Source organism: Pseudotamlana agarivorans (assembly GCF_001642835.1).
In the GTDB taxonomy this organism is placed as follows: Bacteria; Bacteroidota; Bacteroidia; order Flavobacteriales; family Flavobacteriaceae; genus Pseudotamlana; species Pseudotamlana agarivorans.
This window is the reverse complement of the sequence record NZ_LXEI01000007.1, coordinates 82,085-100,224: the sequence shown is the minus strand read 5'-3', so window position 1 is coordinate 100,224 and position 18,140 is coordinate 82,085. Positions and strand designations below refer to the sequence as shown.

The following is an 18,140-nucleotide window of genomic DNA, read 5'->3' as shown; positions in this document are numbered from 1 at the left end:
TGGAACAATTATAGGACTGTTTTCTCCTGAATGCGTGATTTCTATGGACGCTGATTTCGTGCCGATATTACCATCTGGAGTAAAACTAATGGCTAAAATTTCTGTACTTTGTCCGTTCACAGTTAATGGTAAAGCTTCTGAATGACCAAACAGTATAGCATCTGTTCCTGTAATACTTATTGAACTAATACTTATATCCTCTCCAATATCCCCATTGTTAAAGAGCTCCAAGTTTAATTGACTGGCTGAACCATTTATGGTGCGTGAACCAAAATCCAGGGCTTCCTCGTTAGCTATTAAGGCAGCCGGTAAATCTGGAGTCACTTCAATACTAAGTTCTTGCGAATTTTGTAAGCCTTCAGCATCTTCTATGGTTAGCCTTACTGTATAAATGCCTTCTGAAACGAAAGTATGAACCGGATCGGCCGTTGTTGCGGTGTTTCCATCTCCAAAATCCCAATGATATGTGACTATACCTGAATCATCGGTAGAGTCACTTCCTGTGAAACTCACTTCTAATGGAGCTTCTCCTGATAAGACCGTCGCAGATGCAAGCGCTATTGGCGCTTGGTTGCCTTGGTTGCCTCCACACAAAGTTTCTTCTAAAGCTAAATTTCTATTACCACTAGCACTTAAAACAATACGATCTATAAAATGACCTTCTGATCTTCCTGAAATTTCCATAGTATAAATACCAGGGGAATCAAAATCTACATAAATTGCATGAGGATCATTATCATTAGTATAGGATTGCCAATTCCATGCTAAATTGTTTGAATAAACTTTAAACCAATTATTGCTACCACTACCATTAACAAGAGGCGATTGTCCGCTTCCTTTTGGGTAAATAATGTTACTTCCTTTTTTTGCATAAAACTCACTAGCATCATTAAATCTTAACCAGGTATCATTATTATCTGTATTACTAGATCCTTCACCTATCTTAGACCTCCATTCTAACAAATAAGTTCCAGGTGTATTAATTTTTATAGTAGAACTAATTGTTCCATGTCCTGGGGAAGAAAAATACTCTCCACCTGTCCAATTAATATAACCTGAACCGCTAAAACCAGTTGTATTGTTTTCAACATGCCAGCCAGAAGGCAATGGTAAATTCTCTGCCTCTATAATAACTACTCCATTAGCTTCTACAAAATCGGCTTTACAACTAGAGCCTACATTTAAGTTTAAAGTTTTTGAGCTATTATTATCATAAACAATAGTTAACAAGGCGCTCTTATTGGTTTCAGTACCTAAATGTTGAACAGTAACTTGGTGTTGTGAGTTAGGCTTGAGAATACTATATGATAAATCCCCAGAGACAATATCAAACTCAGAAGCATCCGAACCCGTAATATCAAGTGATTTTATCATAATTCCAATGTTTCCATTTGAAACATCTAACATAAAATTGTTAGCTCCACTTACTGGAATTTCTAAATTAGATTCTGAAATTAATGAACTTGCTACACTAGGGCTTCCTTCTGGTGAATCAACACCATAACATTCCATATTTTTCTGATTACCACCACCTTTTGAAGGAGAACCTCCTGCTGTAAAAATTCCTCTTCCTGAAACAATACCTTGAGTACCATGTCGATGATGATTAAGATCTTCACCTGTTGTCCATGATTGCAAATTCGGGTCATAAATTTCAGTTGTTTTTAACGCGGTAGAACTACTTGGTGTCTCTCCACCAGCAACAACTAATTTATTTTCAAAATTTGCGACAATTGCAGCTGCTCGTCCTGTAGGAATGTTTTGGTCGGATGGTAAAGTACTCCAAGTTTGAGAAGAAAAATCATAAACATCAACTTCAGGAATTACAGGTCCAAAAACACCACCACTTCCACCAGACAAACGTCCTGAAGCTGCATACAATTTTCCATTAATAACTGCAGCATGAAAATGATCTCTTGGTCTTGGAGCATTCTCTAAAACAGTCCATATTCCGGTTGCTGGATCATATTCATCAAACCAATCTACATACCCGCCATCGTGACCTCTGGTGTTTCCTGCAAGGATATAAAACTTGTCGTCATAAACTACGAGACCCGTTGAGCCACGCTTTCTACCTTCTGGTATTTCAGGTCCCTGAATCCACTCTTGATTAGCAGGGTTAAATGCCCATATATAATCTGCTGGTGTTTCTGTTGGAAATACATTTGTTTTGAAGGCACCAATAACCCATATTAACCCTTGATATTCTACTGCTTGAAAGTGATTGAATTCGATTGGAGCAGAATTAGTTAATGAATTCCATGAATTTGTAGTATAATCATAGACATCCAAGGTTTTGGCATTTTCCCTTCCTCCAAACATGTAAAACTTATCTCCAGCTTGAACAAAAGAGCACTCATGACGAGCCGTATATGTTTCATCTTCATTTTTGTCAATCCAAAGTTTAGTAGAATCATCTGTAACGGTCCATGAAAATTGAAGCGTCACATCTTGCGACCCAGGTTTTGAAGCGGTTACAGTAACTAAATGAACACCATCGTTATTTGGTCCACCATTAAGCGCTATCGGATCAATACTACCTATAATATGTCCATTGGTAGGTTCTATATCTATTCCTTCGGGCTGGTTACTTATTTGGTAGGTCACATTTTCATTGGGATCACCACCGCTTGCAAATAAAACTAATGAACTTGTTCCTCCTATTTGAGTATACTGATCAGAAATTGGCTCAAACGTTATTGTTTGCGATTGGTTTCCTGTCACATCAATAGAAAGTTGTGCTGAATCCTGTAAACCATCTGAATCGGTTACTGTAAGCGTGACCGTGTAATTTCCTTCGACCGTATAAGTATGCACTGGATTACTTGAAGTACCTGTGTTTCCATCTCCAAAATCCCAAAAATAAGTCATGCCTAATTTGTCATCGCTGGATTCACTTCCTGTAAACGAAACCTCTAAAGAAGAAGCTCCTGTTAAACTACTCGCACTTGCTACAGCAACAGGTGGTTGATTAGAAATTATAGCACCACTAATAATTTCTATTCCATTGATTAGAGGGTTTTCTACTTCATGTCCAAAAGAGATATTCAACACACCATCATTTACGGTTACAGGATAGGATAACATTCCTGCTACTTGATGCCCGAATGTAGTAATCAAATCTAGATTATCCTCAACTACGACACCTTCTATAAGAATGTCAAAAACCCTATTCCCTACTTTATTTGTTCCTGAATAACTGTTTCCTAAAAACAGATTAACTGTATATTGGCCATTAGAAATAGGTATTGAAAAATCCATTTCAGGCTCTGTATCTGCATCCCATCGTTCACTGTTAAAAAGTCCATTAAAAGTATTCTCATCAATATAGCCGGGGATGGAACTATGTCTATTTGAATAAGGTAAACTACTTGCATATTTAGTTCCTGTATTTACAGAGTAAGATATACCATTATATGCCCCATTTGATGGATTTGATTCCCAGTCTGGTCCACTATCTGTACTAGTAATTGTTGCTGAACTACCTGCGCTAATACGAACTAAAGGACCCAACAGAGGCTCACTTAATGTAGCATTCAAAGGAACAACTAGTGGGCTATTAATTCCGGAATGGGTGATTTCTAAAGTAGCAGATTTAGTTCCCGAATTTTCGTCTGGTGTAAACTTAACCGGAACAAGTATTTCAGAACCAGGCCCTACAGAAAGAGGAAGACTTAACGTACTAGTAAATAAATTTGCATCAACCCCAGAGAAATTAATCCCACTTACTTCAATAGCTCCATTTGCTGGACTTCCTTCATTAGAAATTTCTAAATTTAATTCTACAGCACTACTATTTATAACTAATGACTCAAAATCTAAAGTATCTGGGTTGGGTTGTAAAGTACTAGACTGATCTTCAGTGACATTAATAAAATCCCAAGTAGCAATATATGTTGAATTAGAACTACCTGAAGTTCCTATTATCCCAACAGCCATCCCCTTATTATCGGAAGCACTTAAAAAACTAGCGGCTAGTTGTTGTTCTGAGCCCAATTGTACAATATCTAATCCACTATTTAGAGAATAAAATACTCGAGCAGAATTTGTTTCTGGATTGACATTTATATATAAATCAACTCCAGCTGCCTGTAGGAGTTCTGGTGCATCAAAAGTAGTTGTGTTATTAACTCCGTTAATCTCATTTACAATTTCAAAACCATAAATATTATCACCACTTGTCACCCCTTCCATCAAAGCAACTTTTAAATAATTATCCTGGTCTCCATTTCCAATATACACACCATAAGATTGTCCAGCAATTGGTGCAGCGCCATTAAATGGAGTTGCTACTTTACAATGTACTGTGAATGGGTTTGAGTTTTCATCAACATTAACTCCAAACTGAAATGCATTTTCTTGAGAATTTTGTGATCCCAAAGCATCTCCTGAAGAGACCGCATCAACTGTCGCTTTACCTCCGGCACCACCAAAGGAAAGGTTAACTTCATCATATTGTGAAAGGTAATTAATAGTACCTGTTGGATCTGTCATTAACCCGGTAAACCCTAAACCGAAAAAACCTGTTCCTGGATCATTATTCCAAAAAGGATAAAGAATAGGAAGGTTTGATGCAAGTCCATTCTGAGGATCTATCGAAAAAACATCTTGATTATCAGGAATGCCATCATTGTCATCATCAGTATCCGCTAAATCGGATAAAAAATCTCCATCATTATCGCTAGGGCTACTTCCTGCAGAACAATGATTAGTCCCATTGTTAATTTCATCATCATTTGTAAATCCGTCACCATCATAATCAGCCATCCCGTCGTATTCCGAATCACCTGGCTGAAAACAATCTCCAAAATCTCCAGGTTCAAAAACAGTAACATCGTCTGCCCCATAAGTAACAACCCAAATGGTACCAGGAAATATGCTATTATCACCCATTGCAATAAGATCTAGGGGAATGTTACCAAACCCACTTAAAAAACCATTGTCCTTTGATAATAATGTTGTTCCACTTGCATCTAAACTATATCTGTTGATACTACCGTTAAAAGATGCGGTAAGAATATTACCCTGCATTGCGCCATCAAAATTTGAAGCCGTATATTCACATAAACCATTTGTTGAAGATCCTACTATATCTAATATATTAACCTTAGGACTTGATAGAGCATCTGCTAGATACTCACCTTGACGAACATCTGATGGAAAATCTGCCATGGTAAACTCTGTATTAAAATACCCTCTCACACCACTAATTAATGCAGACCAATCATACGCACCATTTTCAATCCAACTATTACCATCGTATTGAAACTTATAAACCCCAGCTTTATCAGGAAAAGCTCTAATCGGAACAGGATGTCCCCCGTAATACGTATTATTCGGATCATTAATAGTTCCTACATAATGTAATGCATCGCCATGAGTTTTTCCGTTTTCAATATTAAACTTATTGGTAATATAATCTCCAGCGGCCGAATTATAAGTGGCCGTGTTATGTGTACCTTTTAACTGATTATTACTGTCATAAATTAAAGGTGTACCACCCCATCCTCCGTTAGGACCATTATCACCAGTAAAAATCCTCCCGTCTGTTGTAACAACTACATCAAAAGCATTTCTATAACCTGGTGAAAATATTTGTACCGGACCTCCATTTTCAGGAAATGTTTGATTTAAACCGTTATTACCACCAAACGGATCACCTAAATCGATTGTAGCATTGTAAAGTGGATGAGATGCCGAATACGGAAAACTAGGATGTGTATTATCGATATCCAATTTGTCAGGATCGTTCAACGAAGGAAGATCGTAAATAAATGGAGTATTATTAGTTCTTGAATCTAAATAAGGACCTCCATTTGCTGTTTCCATTTGCTCTAATTGCGAAATATTAACTATTAATAAAGCACCAGCTAAATAAAATTCAGTTGAGCCTGCAAAATTATTACTAGGAGCCCCCTGATTCGTATTACCACCTTGCTGAATAAGTAAATATGTAATACCTCCTCTTGTAAACAGATCCAACCCATTTGTTGAATGATTTTCTTCACAACGAGGAAGCCCCCTTACTAAATCTACTTTTTCCCAAGTTGAACCATTCCAACGAAGTCGAGACAAAATTCCTGAATTCGTATCTAAGTTAACATCATTTCCGGCTCCGCCTCCACCACCTATACGAGAGTCTGAAGATGTAACATATAAAATCGGGTTGGTGTTTGTACCGGCTGTTAATAATCCAGTAATCTGGCGTTTTTTTGTAGAATTATTTGTCCCATCATCATTATGATTAGGCGTATTTTCTTTAATTAAGGTGATTTGATTACTATTTAATATAGTATATGTCCCATTACCTGGACCTTCTTCACCCCTACTTACCTCATATTCCCAAATAACACCGTCTTGCTGGGCGACATACAATTTATTGTTTGGGCCAAAATCCAGAGATGTTGGATTGTTAATATTCGCTCCTACTAAACCTGAAGCGCCAAAATTGATTGATTGAGAGAGAGAGACTTGATGACTAATTAACACTAAAAAGCCAACAACAATTGTTTTATAGCAAAATGACATAATGTAAAAATTTTGAATAGATGGTTGTTTTTATGATTAATAAATGTTCTAAAGATTCAAAACCAAATGAAGAAAAGGTTTTCTAAACTAGAAATTCATATGGTTTAACTATTCTGTAAAATTGAAAATAAAATTCAGAAAAAACCTTTAATAACGTTAGCTTACAACTTTATTCGACAAACAACACATCTGACAAAATGGATTCATATGAATTTCAAAATTTTCATATTAAGCCTATTAGTAACTTATATGTGTTGAAAAAATTATAAACAGCCCTTATATGCAAAAATCATCGACGAACGGAAGTCCTGTTCTTAATCAAAAAAAATGCACCATATTAATATCTCAATAAAAAGCTATAATCTCGCCCTATTAAAACGAAGTTAAAAAACTAATAATTGGTATTTTATTATATGCTTCTTAATGAGTAATCCATATTTGATATAACGTTTATTGTATATTTTAGATTAATAATATTTTAAAACTAAAACAACGAGAATTATAACTTGAAGTCGTGTAAAAAGTAATTTCAAGGCATTTATCTATATCCTTAATAAAAAAAGAAACCATAAAGAGGCTATACATTATTTTAAGCTCTTTTTAAATTATAATTGGTGTAATTCATAGATAAAAACCCTAAACAACAGGTGTAAATGGTAGCCAGAAGAATTACCAAATCTATAGCTTGCTTCTAAAGCACTAATGTCGATGTGGTCAAAATTGCATTACAATGCGAACGAGATGTTTAACAGGAACTAAATCATCCGAACTTGGAGGTAAAAGACTTAAATAGTTAAACTTATAAGTCTTAAAAGTATTTTTCTACTCATTCTTATTTCAAGAATTTACTAGAAAATTGACAAAAAAAGGCTGCCTATTCAGACAGCCTTTTTTTCAATAATTTCTTTAAATATTTATTAATTACATTTCATTAAAAATAGAATGCATTAATCGTTTTTTATCGTTGATACTTTCTTCGAGAGAAATCATAGTTTCTGTTCTATAAACACCTTCAATGTCATCTAATAAAAAGATAACTTCTTTAGCGTGCTCGGTACTTCTTGCTCTGATTTTACAGAAAATATTAAATTTTCCAGTTGTAATGTGAGCTACTGTCACATAAGCTATTTCATTAATACGCTCTAAAACAAATTTGGTTTGAGAAGTATTGTTTAAATAAACCCCTACATAAGCTATAAAAGAATAACCTAATTTTTTGTAGTCCAGCATCAATGACGAACCTTTAATAATTCCTGATTCTTCCATCTTTTTAACACGAACATGTACTGTACCTGCTGAAATTAATAGTTTTTTAGCTATGTCTGTAAATGGAATTCTTGTGTTATCTATTAACATGTCAAGAATTTGGTGATCTATTTCGTCTAATTTTATTTTACCCATAATTAACTATTCTTAAATATACAGCAAAATTAATACATTTTCTTTAAAGATAAAGTATAAAAGATGTGATTTATTTCGTTTTTAATAAGACATTTTCATTATTTATTCTAACTAAAACGTTTTCGCTGTCTATTTCTAGCGATTCACCATTCTCATTAAGCACCTCATTACCATGAGCTTCAATTTCTTTATGACCAAAAATTCCTTCAAGATTTTCAATTTTAACTATTTTAGGGATAAATTCTAAATTTTCATTGATTAACCTTTCTTCAAATTGAATTCCAACATCTACAGTCTCACCTTCTATTAAGGCATTCCTTATTATAATATCTAAAAACAGTTTTTCATTTTCAGGAATACTTAAGTAGGAATCATACACCAATCCATCAACGGGGTTTTTAGAGATATAGTCTAAAGACGTTATATAGGACATATAAATAAGCTCTCGTGTCTTCTCTCGTTGATAATCCTCATGAAAATGACCGGCTTCAAACAATATAGTTGGAACATTCTCACTCTGAAAGGTATCACCCACACAATTAATATTAAAAGCATCATCATAAACCCCTACTTGATCAGGAATTTCCTGCTGTAACATCGCATTCATTACAGCAATAACCTCCATAGACACCTTTCTATTAGGGGTTATTGTACAATCCTTGTCCTGCGCAGGAGATAAAAATGATACTGTTGCCGATTTATTCACCTTCCCAGCACTAAAAATAGTACGTTGTCCATGTAAATTATAACAAAAGTGAGGCTTAAAGTCATTGAAAATAGTTCTTAAAACCTGACTCTCTGGTTGAGTCAAATTTTGAGCATCTCTATTTAAATCTACTTCATTTGCATTAATTCGTGTATAAGCCTTGGCACCATCGGGATTTAAAATTGGAATTATATAAAGTGTACAAGCCTCTAAAAGGTGGTTTAAGTCTGATTCGTCTTTTAATAAAGTATTTAATAGATCAAACAATGCTTTTGTAGTTGTCGATTCATTACCGTGCATCTGTGACCATAATAAGATGCGTTTTTTACCATGCCCAGTTTTTATACCATAAATAGGTCTGTCTTGTACAGAGTGACCAATAACTTTTACGCTTGCTGTTTCTGGTAAATTATTTAGTAGGGGCTCTATGTCCTTATTAGTAATATAACGACCATAAAGCGCAGTTTCTTTATTATTTAAAAAGAGTGATTTAATAGCTTGAATATTCATGTTGATTATTTAGGTTACAAATGTAAACAAAAACAATATTACATTTGTAAACACCAAATTAGGTCATTTAGTTTACATCAATAAACCGTTTTTAGTATTTAATTTACAGTGTAATTTAGAAAATTAAACAAACTTATGTTTAATGCATTAAAGTATTGCTTTTCAGTATATTAAACATACTTAGTTAAAGTGTTAATCATATTAAAACATGAGGTTTTCGATAAATATAGTGCAAGATTAAACTGAATTAGTTACATTTGTAACAAGTTTATTTTACTAAACAATTTACAATGGTAAACAACGAGGATTTCATTAAACGACTACAAAAAGTCATGGATTTTTATGGAGAATCAGCTTCCGCTTTCGCTGAAAAAATAGATGTACAGCGCTCTAGTATTTCGCACATCCTTTCCGGAAGAAATAAACCTAGCTTAGATTTTGTTCTAAAAATTTTATCATCCTATCCTGATGTAAATTTGTATTGGCTATTAAATGGCAAAGGAGAATTTCCTTCAACCGAAAAAAAGGCTCCCGAAACAAAACCGTCCCCTAAAGTTCAAAATCCTCAAACAAATTTTAATTTTGACGAAATAGAAGCAAAAACAACAAGCAGTAATTCTGCGGAAGAAAAAACTATAGATCGTATTGTTATATTTTATTCTGACGGAACTTTTAAAAATTACATGAATTAAGGCTTTTCTTTACTAATTTTGCCTAAAATTATTTTATGCGATTCTTACCTCTTTTACTATTGTTTGTTTTATGTAGCTGTTATGAGAAAGCTAGAGATTGCCAATCTTTTCAAACAGGCGAATTTTATAGTGAAGTTACTATTAACGGAGAAGTATTTAAATCTACTTTTTATAGAGATGAAGATATTCAGGTTGAAACCTATGACAGCAAGATAGATTCGTCAAAATTACGTTGGGTTAACGACTGTGAAGTGGTTTTTAAAACCATAAACCCTAAGAATATGGCCGAACGCAAAGACATTCATCTTAAAATATTAACCACTACCGACTCCTCCTACACCTATGAATATTCTTATGTAGGTGAAACTAAAAAGCAAAAAGGAACGGCTTATAAAGTGAAATAGATTTAGTTTAAAGGATACAAGAAATGTTCAACGAGGTTAAATTTCAATTCTTTATCTTCTGTAATTTCATAAGTTAAAAACAATTCTCCCCAAAATTCACCATCTGAAAAATCTGCTATAATCCATTTATGGTTGAGAAGCTTAATGGTGTTTAACATCAGTTTTCTTCCTTCACTAGAAGCATAAGGTATTAACGGATGTTCACCACGAACCTCGTTTAACTTATATAGCTCATCCTTAATAAACGGAATAAGTTCATCAACTTTATAACCCTCATTTTCAAAATAGGTTATGGCGTCTTCGTTTTTATCAAGATTAAAATGTGAAGCTTCCAGAATGTCATTTTGTAAAACAGCTACAGAATCTTTATATTTTTTTAATTCAGTTCTACTCGTAACTAGCTTTTTGTCAATATCCTTAAATATATTTTTAGCGTTAACATACTGAAATAATACCAATAAGCTGGTAAATATGAACAGGTACATGAAAATTTTTTGCTTCATTCTATAATTTTAAATTAAAATTTCTAATTCGTCATAAGCCAAGAATACGTTGTCCGGCAATGATTTTTCAACTTCATCATGAAATCCCAACAAATGACTAATATGGGTTAAATATGCTTTTTCCGGATTCACTCTTTCAATAAAAGCCAAGGCTTCTTCTAAATTGAAATGTGAATGGTGTGGCTGTATCCGCAAGGCATTAACCACTAAAACCTTCACACCTTTAAGCTTTTCTATTTCTTTATCTGAAACCGATTTCATATCGGTTAAATAGGCGAAATCATTAAATCGATAACCAAATACTTCTAAAGAAGCATGTAGTCCTTTAATAGGAATCACCTCTTCTTCATTTAGCTTAAATGCTTTATTTTTTATACGGTTTACATGAAGTGATGGCGCTCCTGGATATTTGTTTTTAGTAGTAAAAATATAATCAAATCGCCTCTTCAATGCTTTAATCACCCGTTTATGTGCATAAATAGAAATATCGCCTTGCTTGAAATAAAAAGGTCGAATATCATCCAAGCCCATCACATGATCTGAATGTTCATGTGTAAAAAGAATGGCATCAATTTTAGAACAACCAGATCGCAGCATTTGATATCTAAAATCTGGACCACAATCAATTACGTAATGAAAGCCGTTCCATTCGATTAAAACTGAAACACGCAAACGTTTATCTTTCGGGTTTGCACTTTTACAAACCGGATGATCACTCCCAATAATAGGGATACCTTGAGAAGTACCTGTACCAAGAAACGTTATTTTCAAAATTTGATAAATTTTAGCCAAAAATAAGGTTATTTTTTTGTTTGCTACACATATTTGATACCTTTGTGAGACACGATACAACTTGTTTTTATATGGAAATTACCATTAAAGGAGATAAAGAGTTTGATGACATTCCTTCATTAAAATCGAAAGCACTTCGCATTAACTTAAACGAAAATATTTACGGTACTTTTGCCGAAATTGGAGCTGGACAAGAAACTTGTCGCCACTTTTTCAGAGCAGGAGGCGCTTCTGGCACAATCGCAAAAGCCATGTCGGCTTACGACAAAGACTTTAGTGATGCAATTTATGGTGCTGAGGATGATGGCAGATATGTTACCGAAGCTCGTTTACGCAAAATGCTTGCTCATGAGATGAGTTTGATGGAAAATAGACTGACTCGCGAGAAAAACCCAAATAAAATATTTTTCACCTATGCCAATACGGTAGCAACAATTGACTTCGCAAAGCAATTTAAAGGTCATGGTTGGGTTGGAATTAAATACCAAGTTGAAGCTGGAGCTGAATACAATGAAATAATTTTACACCTCCGCTTCAAAGAAACTGACGCTAGGTTACAACAAGAAACTTTAGGAATTCTAGGAACAAACCTAATTTATGGTGCATTTTACAAATATAACGAACCAAAAAAATTACTACGTTATCTTTATGATCACTTAGATAAAGATCGTTTGGAAATTGACACGATAAACTTTTCAGGTCCTGTTTTCAGTAATGTTGATAATCGCTTGATGAGTTTACAACTGGTTAAAAATGGCATGACCGATGCGGTTATGTTTGGACCAGATGGCACTAATGTTCTACCTGCAAAAGTATTTTACAAGAAAAACATTTTAGCGCTTCGTGGTAGCTTCAGACCGGTAACTAAAGTGAATATGGCTATGTATGAGAAATCATACGACATGTTCATAAAAGAAAACAAAGTAGACGTTAATAAAACGGTAGTTGTTTTTGAAATCACCTTGTCAAATTTACGTGCTGAAGGTGAAATTGACGAACAAGATTTTATTGATCGCGCTGACTTGTTATGCTCTATAGGACACTCAGTTATGATATCTAATTTTCAGGAATACTTTAAGGTGGTTGAGTACTTCTCCAACTACACAAAAGCCAGAATGGGATTAGCTATGGGGGTTAATAATCTGGTTGACATTTTTGATGAGAAATATTACCGTCACATTAGCGGAGGAATCTTAGAAGCTTTTGGTAAACTTTTCTTTAAAGACCTAAAAGTATACTTATACCCTATGCTTGATCCTGATACAGGAGAGTTAATCACAAGCGAAAATCTAAAAGTTTATCCTAGAATGAAGGAGCTGTATAAATTCTTCAAATACAACGGAAAAGTTATAGACATTACAGATTACGACCCAGAAATTATGAATATTTTCTCACGCGAAATACTTCAAATGATTTCAAGCGGAGATCGTGGTTGGGAAGATATGGTTCCTGAAGGTACTGCCGAATTAATCAAAGATTATCGTTTGTTTGGCTACACCAGAAAACCATTAACTTTGAATAGAAAAAGAAAATAGAAAAAGAAAATAGAAAACTTAAATATTAAAAAAAAGCCTGTAAAATCAATATTTTACAGGCTTTTTTTCTACTCTAAAATTTGGGCTGCGTGATCTTTTGTTTTTACTTTATCGATAACACGCTCTACAACTCCATTTTCATCTATTAAAAAAGTTTTTCTATGAATACCATCATATTCTCTACCCATAAACTTTTTAGGCCCCCATACGCCAAAAGCATTAATAACCGATTTATCCTCATCGGCTAAAAGCGGAAATGGAAAATTATATTTCTTCTTAAAATTTGTTTGTCTTTTTTCAGAATCAGCACTAACCCCCAACAACTCGTAACCTTGATCCTGTAAAACTTTGTAATTATCTCTTAAATTACAAGCCTCATTAGTACAACCTGGTGTACTCGCTTTGGGATAAAAAAATACGATTATTTTTTTTCCTTTATAGTCACTTAGCGAAATCTCACGCCCTTGCTCATCTTTTGATGTAAAATCTGGAACAGTTTCACCTTGCTTTAATGTTTTCATAGTCTTAACTTTGATTTTTAACAAAAATACGATTTATGACGAAACAAGAAAAGGTTGAATTTGTTATAAAAACCTTAAGCGAGCTTTACCCTGAAATACCAATTCCTCTAGACCATAAAGACCCTTATACCCTACTAATAGCTGTATTAATGTCGGCGCAAAGCACGGATGTTCGCGTCAATCAAATTACACCATTGCTATTCGAAAGAGCTGATAATCCTTATGACATGGTAAAACTTTCGGTTGAAGAAATTAGAGAGATTATCAAGCCTGTAGGTTTATCTCCTATGAAAAGTAATGGTATTTTTGGTTTATCTCAAATCCTTATTGACAAACACAATGGTGAAGTTCCAAATAACATGGAAGCACTTGAAGCACTCCCTGCTGTAGGCCATAAAACCGCAAGCGTGGTAATTTCTCAAGCTTTTGGTGTTCCTGCATTTCCCGTGGACACCCACATACACAGGTTAATGTATCGATGGAATTTAAGTAATGGCAAGAATGTAGTTCAAACGGAAAAAGATGCTAAAAGATTATTTCCTAAAGAATTATGGAACGACTTACACCTACAAATCATTTGGTATGGAAGAGAATATTCTCCAGCAAGAGGCTGGAACTTAGATAAAGATATCATCACAAGCACTATTGGAAGACAATCTGTTATAAAGGATTATTTAAAACAAAAAAAGTCCTGATTTTAAAATCAGGACTTTAAATACTTAATTAAGAAGCGCTTCAAACTTCATTTTTTTACAATTAATAACACTTAAAGCCTTAGAATAACTTAGAAGAAAATTAACCGTTTCTTCTTTCGGTTCAAGATCATCCATCTTGTTAATAAATTTTTCAGAGTAAATTTTTGCCATGTCTTACATTTAATTGATTTATAAGATAACGGCCTAAAAATTAATTTATTGCTTAATTAGTTAAAACAATATTATGCTTATCTATGATTTTTCGCAAATTAATTAAAGCATAACGCATACGCCCTAAAGCTGTATTGATGCTCACCCCTGTTTTATCCGATATCTCCTTAAAACTCATATCGTTATAAATACGCAGTAGTAACACTTCTTTTTGGTCCTCAGGAAGCTTATCTACCAAACGTCTCACATCATTTTCAACCTGCTCTTTTATAATCGTTTTTTCAGCATTTAAACTTGTATCACTTAATACTGAAAAAATGCTAAACTCACCAGAATTATCAAATTTTGGCATTCTATTACTTTTTCTAAAGTGATCAATCACCAAATTATGTGAAATACGCATAACCCAAGGCAAAAACTTCCCTTCTTCGTTATAAGCACCCCGTTTTAAGGTTCGTATCACTTTAATAAATGTATCTTGAAATATATCTTCAGCAACATCTCTGTCGAAAACTTTGGAATAAATAAAACTGTAGATTTTTTGTTTGTGCCTCAGAATAAGGACTTCCAAGGCGCCTTCATCACCTTTTATGTAGCTGCTAACCAGGGTAGCGTCTGTAATAAGTTCGTTTTGCATAGTTAATTACTTTAGTTCCGCAAAAGAAAAAACTTCTGTTGCTTGAGGTTAAAATGTTTGGAAAGTAATTTTATGCTATAGGCTTATTATGAGTTATATGATGAATAATTAATCCAAATATAACAACATTCCTTCCTAATATAAAAATATTCTGGCGTTTTTTTAGTATTCTTCGAACTCTATTACACTTTTTAGGTACAATTACTTATAGTATCTTTGCAGGATTATTGCCTTTGTAAGTCTATGAAATCTACCACTAATAACGAGAATCCTAAAGAAAATATTATAATTAAAGGTGCTCAATTGCACAATTTAAAAAATATTGACGTAACCATACCCCGAAACCAACTGGTGGTTATTACAGGTTTATCTGGTTCAGGCAAGTCCAGCTTAGCCTTTGACACGCTGTATGCTGAAGGACAAAGACGTTACGTAGAGAGTTTATCTAGCTACGCTAGGCAATTCCTTGGCCGTTTAAACAAGCCCAAAGTAGAATATATAAAAGGCATCGCGCCAGCCATTGCTATTGAACAAAAAGTCAATTCTACGAACCCTCGCTCAACAGTAGGCACTACCACCGAGATTTTTGACTATCTAAAACTTTTGTTTGCCAGAATTGGCAAGACCTACTCTCCTATTTCTGGATTAGAAGTCAAAAAAGACACTGTTACATATGTTGTAAATTACATAAAAACCTTTCCTGAAGGCGAAAAAATGCTTCTACTAGCCCCAATTCTGCTAGAGGAAGGTCGTAGCATGGAAGACAAGCTAAAAGCACTTAATCAACAAGGATACTCAAGAGTAAAGGTTAATAATGACGTATTTAGAATTGATCAAGTAGAAAACACGTCTCAATCAGACACCTTTTTCTTAGTTGTTGATCGTATTGTTAAAAAAGAAAGTGAAGATTTCTATAATCGTTTGGCTGATGCGATTCAAACAGCATTTTACGAAGGCAAAGGCTCTTGTTTTATAGAAGACCTGAGTGCCAATACACAACATCATTTTAGTAACAAGTTCGAATTGGATGGACTCACATTCTTGGAGCCCAATGTTCACTTGTTCAGCTTTAATAACCCTTATGGCGCTTGCCCGAAATGTGAAGGTTATGGAGACATTATAGGTATCGATGAAGATTTAGTCATTCCAAACACAGGACTATCAGTTTACGAAAACGCCATATTCCCTTGGCGTGGAGAAAGTATGAGCTGGTACAAGGATCAACTTGTAAACCATTCTCATAAATTCGATTTCCCTATTCACAAGCCATATTTTGAACTTACTGAAGATCAGAAACAATTAATTTGGACCGGAAACCAATATTTTGAAGGACTAAACAAGTTCTTCTCCGAACTTGAAGCTAAAGCCTATAAAATTCAGAATCGTGTCATGCTTTCTCGTTACCGAGGAAAAACAAAATGTAAAGCTTGTCAAGGCAGACGATTACGAACTGAAGCTAATTACGTCAAAATTTCTGACGCTACCATTTCTGATCTTGTGGAAATGCCTTTGGATCAACTAGCCTTGTTTTTCAAACAGTTACAATTAAACGAATACGATTTAAAAGTCGCAAAACGACTTCTAACTGAAATAAACAACAGATTAGAATTTCTTTCTAACGTTGGCCTAGACTACCTGACTTTAAACCGAAAATCAAATACCCTTTCTGGAGGTGAAAGTCAGCGTATTAATTTAGCTACCTCCCTAGGTAGTAGCTTAGTTGGTTCCATGTATATATTAGACGAACCAAGTATAGGATTACACCCTAAAGACACTGAAAAACTCATTTCTGTTTTAAAGTCTTTACGAAATTTAGGCAATACCGTTATTGTCGTAGAGCATGATGAAGATATCATGAAAGCTTCTAATAATATCATTGATATTGGTCCCGAAGCAGGAACCTTAGGAGGCGAAGTAGTTGCTCAAGGAGATTTTAAAACCATTTTAAAATCTGAATCACTAACAGCAAAATACCTAAACGGCACTTTAAATATCGAGGTTCCTAAAACCAGACGAACCTCTAAGTATTACATTGATATTTTGGGTGCTAGAGAAAACAACCTAAAAAATATCGATGTACGCTTCCCTTTAGGCATGCTTACTGTAGTTACAGGAGTATCAGGAAGCGGAAAAAGTACATTAGTAAAAAAAATACTGTATCCTGTTGTACAAAAGAAACTCACAGATTTTAGTGATAAAGCAGGACAATTTACAGCCTTAGAAGGCAATTTCAGCAACATAAACCATATTGAATTTGTTGATCAAAATCCGATTGGAAGATCATCAAGATCAAATCCTGTGACCTACATCAAGGCTTATGATGACATCCGAGCACTGTTCTCTAAACAAAAATTAAGCAACATAAGAAACTACCAGCCGAAGCATTTTTCATTTAACGTAGATGGCGGACGCTGTGAAAGTTGCAAAGGCGAAGGTGAAGTAACCATTGAAATGCAGTTTATGGCCGACGTGCATTTAGAATGTGAAACTTGTAAAGGGAAACGATTCAAAAAAGAAATTCTCGAAGTAACATATGGCGGTAAAAATATTGATGATATTTTAAACCTTACTATCGATGATGCCATACAATTTTTTGAAGCTAACGAACAAACTAAAATTAAAAACAAACTTCAACCTCTTCAGGATGTCGGTTTAGGCTATGTGACATTAGGACAAAGCTCTTCTACCCTTTCTGGTGGCGAAGCACAACGTATTAAACTTGCTTCATTTTTAGGAAAGGGCAACAATAAAGAGAAAGCCTTATTCATTTTTGATGAACCCACTACAGGACTTCATTTTCATGATATTCAAAAACTTTTAAAATCATTTAATGCTTTAATTTCCAAGGGTCATTCAATTATAGTTGTAGAACATAACATTGACCTTATTAAATGCGCTGATTTTATAATTGACTTAGGATCTGGTGGTGGAGAAAACGGCGGAAATGTTGTAGCAACAGGAACTCCTGAAGACATTATAAAAATTAAATCTTCTGAAATTGGAAAATATTTGAAAGAAAAACTATAAACAAAATTTTTATCAAAC

13 protein-coding genes are annotated in these 18,140 nt (G+C 34.2%); 5 read left to right on the top strand and 8 right to left on the bottom strand.

Annotated features, from left to right (window positions below):
* The 3 genes from A6I66_RS09450 to A6I66_RS09440 form a co-directional block, all read right to left on the bottom strand.
* On the bottom strand, positions 1–6,528 hold a 6,528-nt coding region (locus A6I66_RS09450), incomplete at its 3' end, for a PKD domain-containing protein (protein WP_067148331.1).
* Between the two features lie 921 nt (positions 6,529–7,449).
* A complete protein-coding gene (locus A6I66_RS09445; RefSeq protein ID WP_067148328.1) occupies positions 7,450–7,929 on the bottom strand; it encodes an Lrp/AsnC family transcriptional regulator in 480 nt (159 codons plus the stop codon).
* 70 nt (positions 7,930–7,999) lie between these two features.
* A complete protein-coding gene (locus A6I66_RS09440) occupies positions 8,000–9,145 on the bottom strand; it encodes a M14 family zinc carboxypeptidase (RefSeq protein ID WP_067148325.1) in 1,146 nt (381 codons plus the stop codon).
* 290 nt (positions 9,146–9,435) lie between these two features.
* Here A6I66_RS09440 and A6I66_RS09435 point away from each other — a divergent pair, with 290 nt between their 5' ends.
* Positions 9,436–9,837: a helix-turn-helix domain-containing protein gene (locus tag A6I66_RS09435; RefSeq protein ID WP_067148323.1), complete on the top strand. Its 402-nt coding sequence runs from the start codon at positions 9,436–9,438 to the stop codon at positions 9,835–9,837.
* 35 nt (positions 9,838–9,872) lie between these two features.
* Positions 9,873–10,241: a DNA topoisomerase IV gene (locus A6I66_RS09430; protein ID WP_067148320.1), complete on the top strand. Its 369-nt coding sequence runs from the start codon at positions 9,873–9,875 to the stop codon at positions 10,239–10,241.
* A gap of 2 nt (positions 10,242–10,243) precedes the next feature.
* Here A6I66_RS09430 and A6I66_RS09425 read toward each other — a convergent pair whose 3' ends face one another.
* Entirely contained in the window at positions 10,244–10,744 is a 501-nt protein-coding gene (locus A6I66_RS09425; protein ID WP_067148317.1) for a hydrolase, read from the bottom strand.
* A 9-nt stretch (positions 10,745–10,753) separates the two neighbouring features.
* The gene (locus A6I66_RS09420; protein ID WP_067148314.1) at positions 10,754–11,515 is read right to left on the bottom strand and encodes an MBL fold metallo-hydrolase; all 762 of its coding nucleotides are present in this window, start codon (positions 11,513–11,515) and stop codon (positions 10,754–10,756) included.
* Between the two features lie 92 nt (positions 11,516–11,607).
* On the opposite strand from A6I66_RS09420, the gene A6I66_RS09415 reads away from it, so the two are divergent.
* The gene (locus A6I66_RS09415; RefSeq protein ID WP_067148311.1) at positions 11,608–13,071 is read left to right on the top strand and encodes a nicotinate-nucleotide adenylyltransferase; all 1,464 of its coding nucleotides are present in this window, start codon (positions 11,608–11,610) and stop codon (positions 13,069–13,071) included.
* Between the two features lie 68 nt (positions 13,072–13,139).
* Here A6I66_RS09415 and bcp read toward each other — a convergent pair whose 3' ends face one another.
* Positions 13,140–13,592, bottom strand: coding sequence for a thioredoxin-dependent thiol peroxidase (bcp, locus tag A6I66_RS09410; RefSeq protein WP_067148308.1), 453 nt, complete (start codon positions 13,590–13,592; stop codon positions 13,140–13,142).
* Positions 13,593–13,627: 35 nt separating this feature from the next.
* Between bcp and A6I66_RS09405 the strand changes: the two genes are divergently transcribed.
* Positions 13,628–14,287 (top strand): endonuclease III domain-containing protein, encoded by a 660-nt coding sequence (locus A6I66_RS09405; protein ID WP_067148305.1) that lies wholly within the window; start codon positions 13,628–13,630, stop codon positions 14,285–14,287.
* A 24-nt stretch (positions 14,288–14,311) separates the two neighbouring features.
* On the opposite strand, the gene A6I66_RS16760 is transcribed toward A6I66_RS09405, so the two are convergent.
* Together A6I66_RS16760 and A6I66_RS09400 are read right to left on the bottom strand one after the other, a co-directional pair.
* On the bottom strand, positions 14,312–14,458 hold the full coding sequence (locus A6I66_RS16760) for a hypothetical protein (protein WP_169815722.1): 147 nt from the start codon (positions 14,456–14,458) through the stop codon (positions 14,312–14,314).
* Positions 14,459–14,510: 52 nt separating this feature from the next.
* Positions 14,511–15,095: an RNA polymerase sigma factor gene (locus tag A6I66_RS09400; protein WP_067148301.1), complete on the bottom strand. Its 585-nt coding sequence runs from the start codon at positions 15,093–15,095 to the stop codon at positions 14,511–14,513.
* Positions 15,096–15,338: 243 nt separating this feature from the next.
* Between A6I66_RS09400 and uvrA the strand changes: the two genes are divergently transcribed.
* Entirely contained in the window at positions 15,339–18,122 is a 2,784-nt protein-coding gene (gene uvrA / locus A6I66_RS09395) for an excinuclease ABC subunit UvrA (protein ID WP_067148298.1), read from the top strand.
* Positions 18,123–18,140 lie beyond the last annotated feature (18 nt).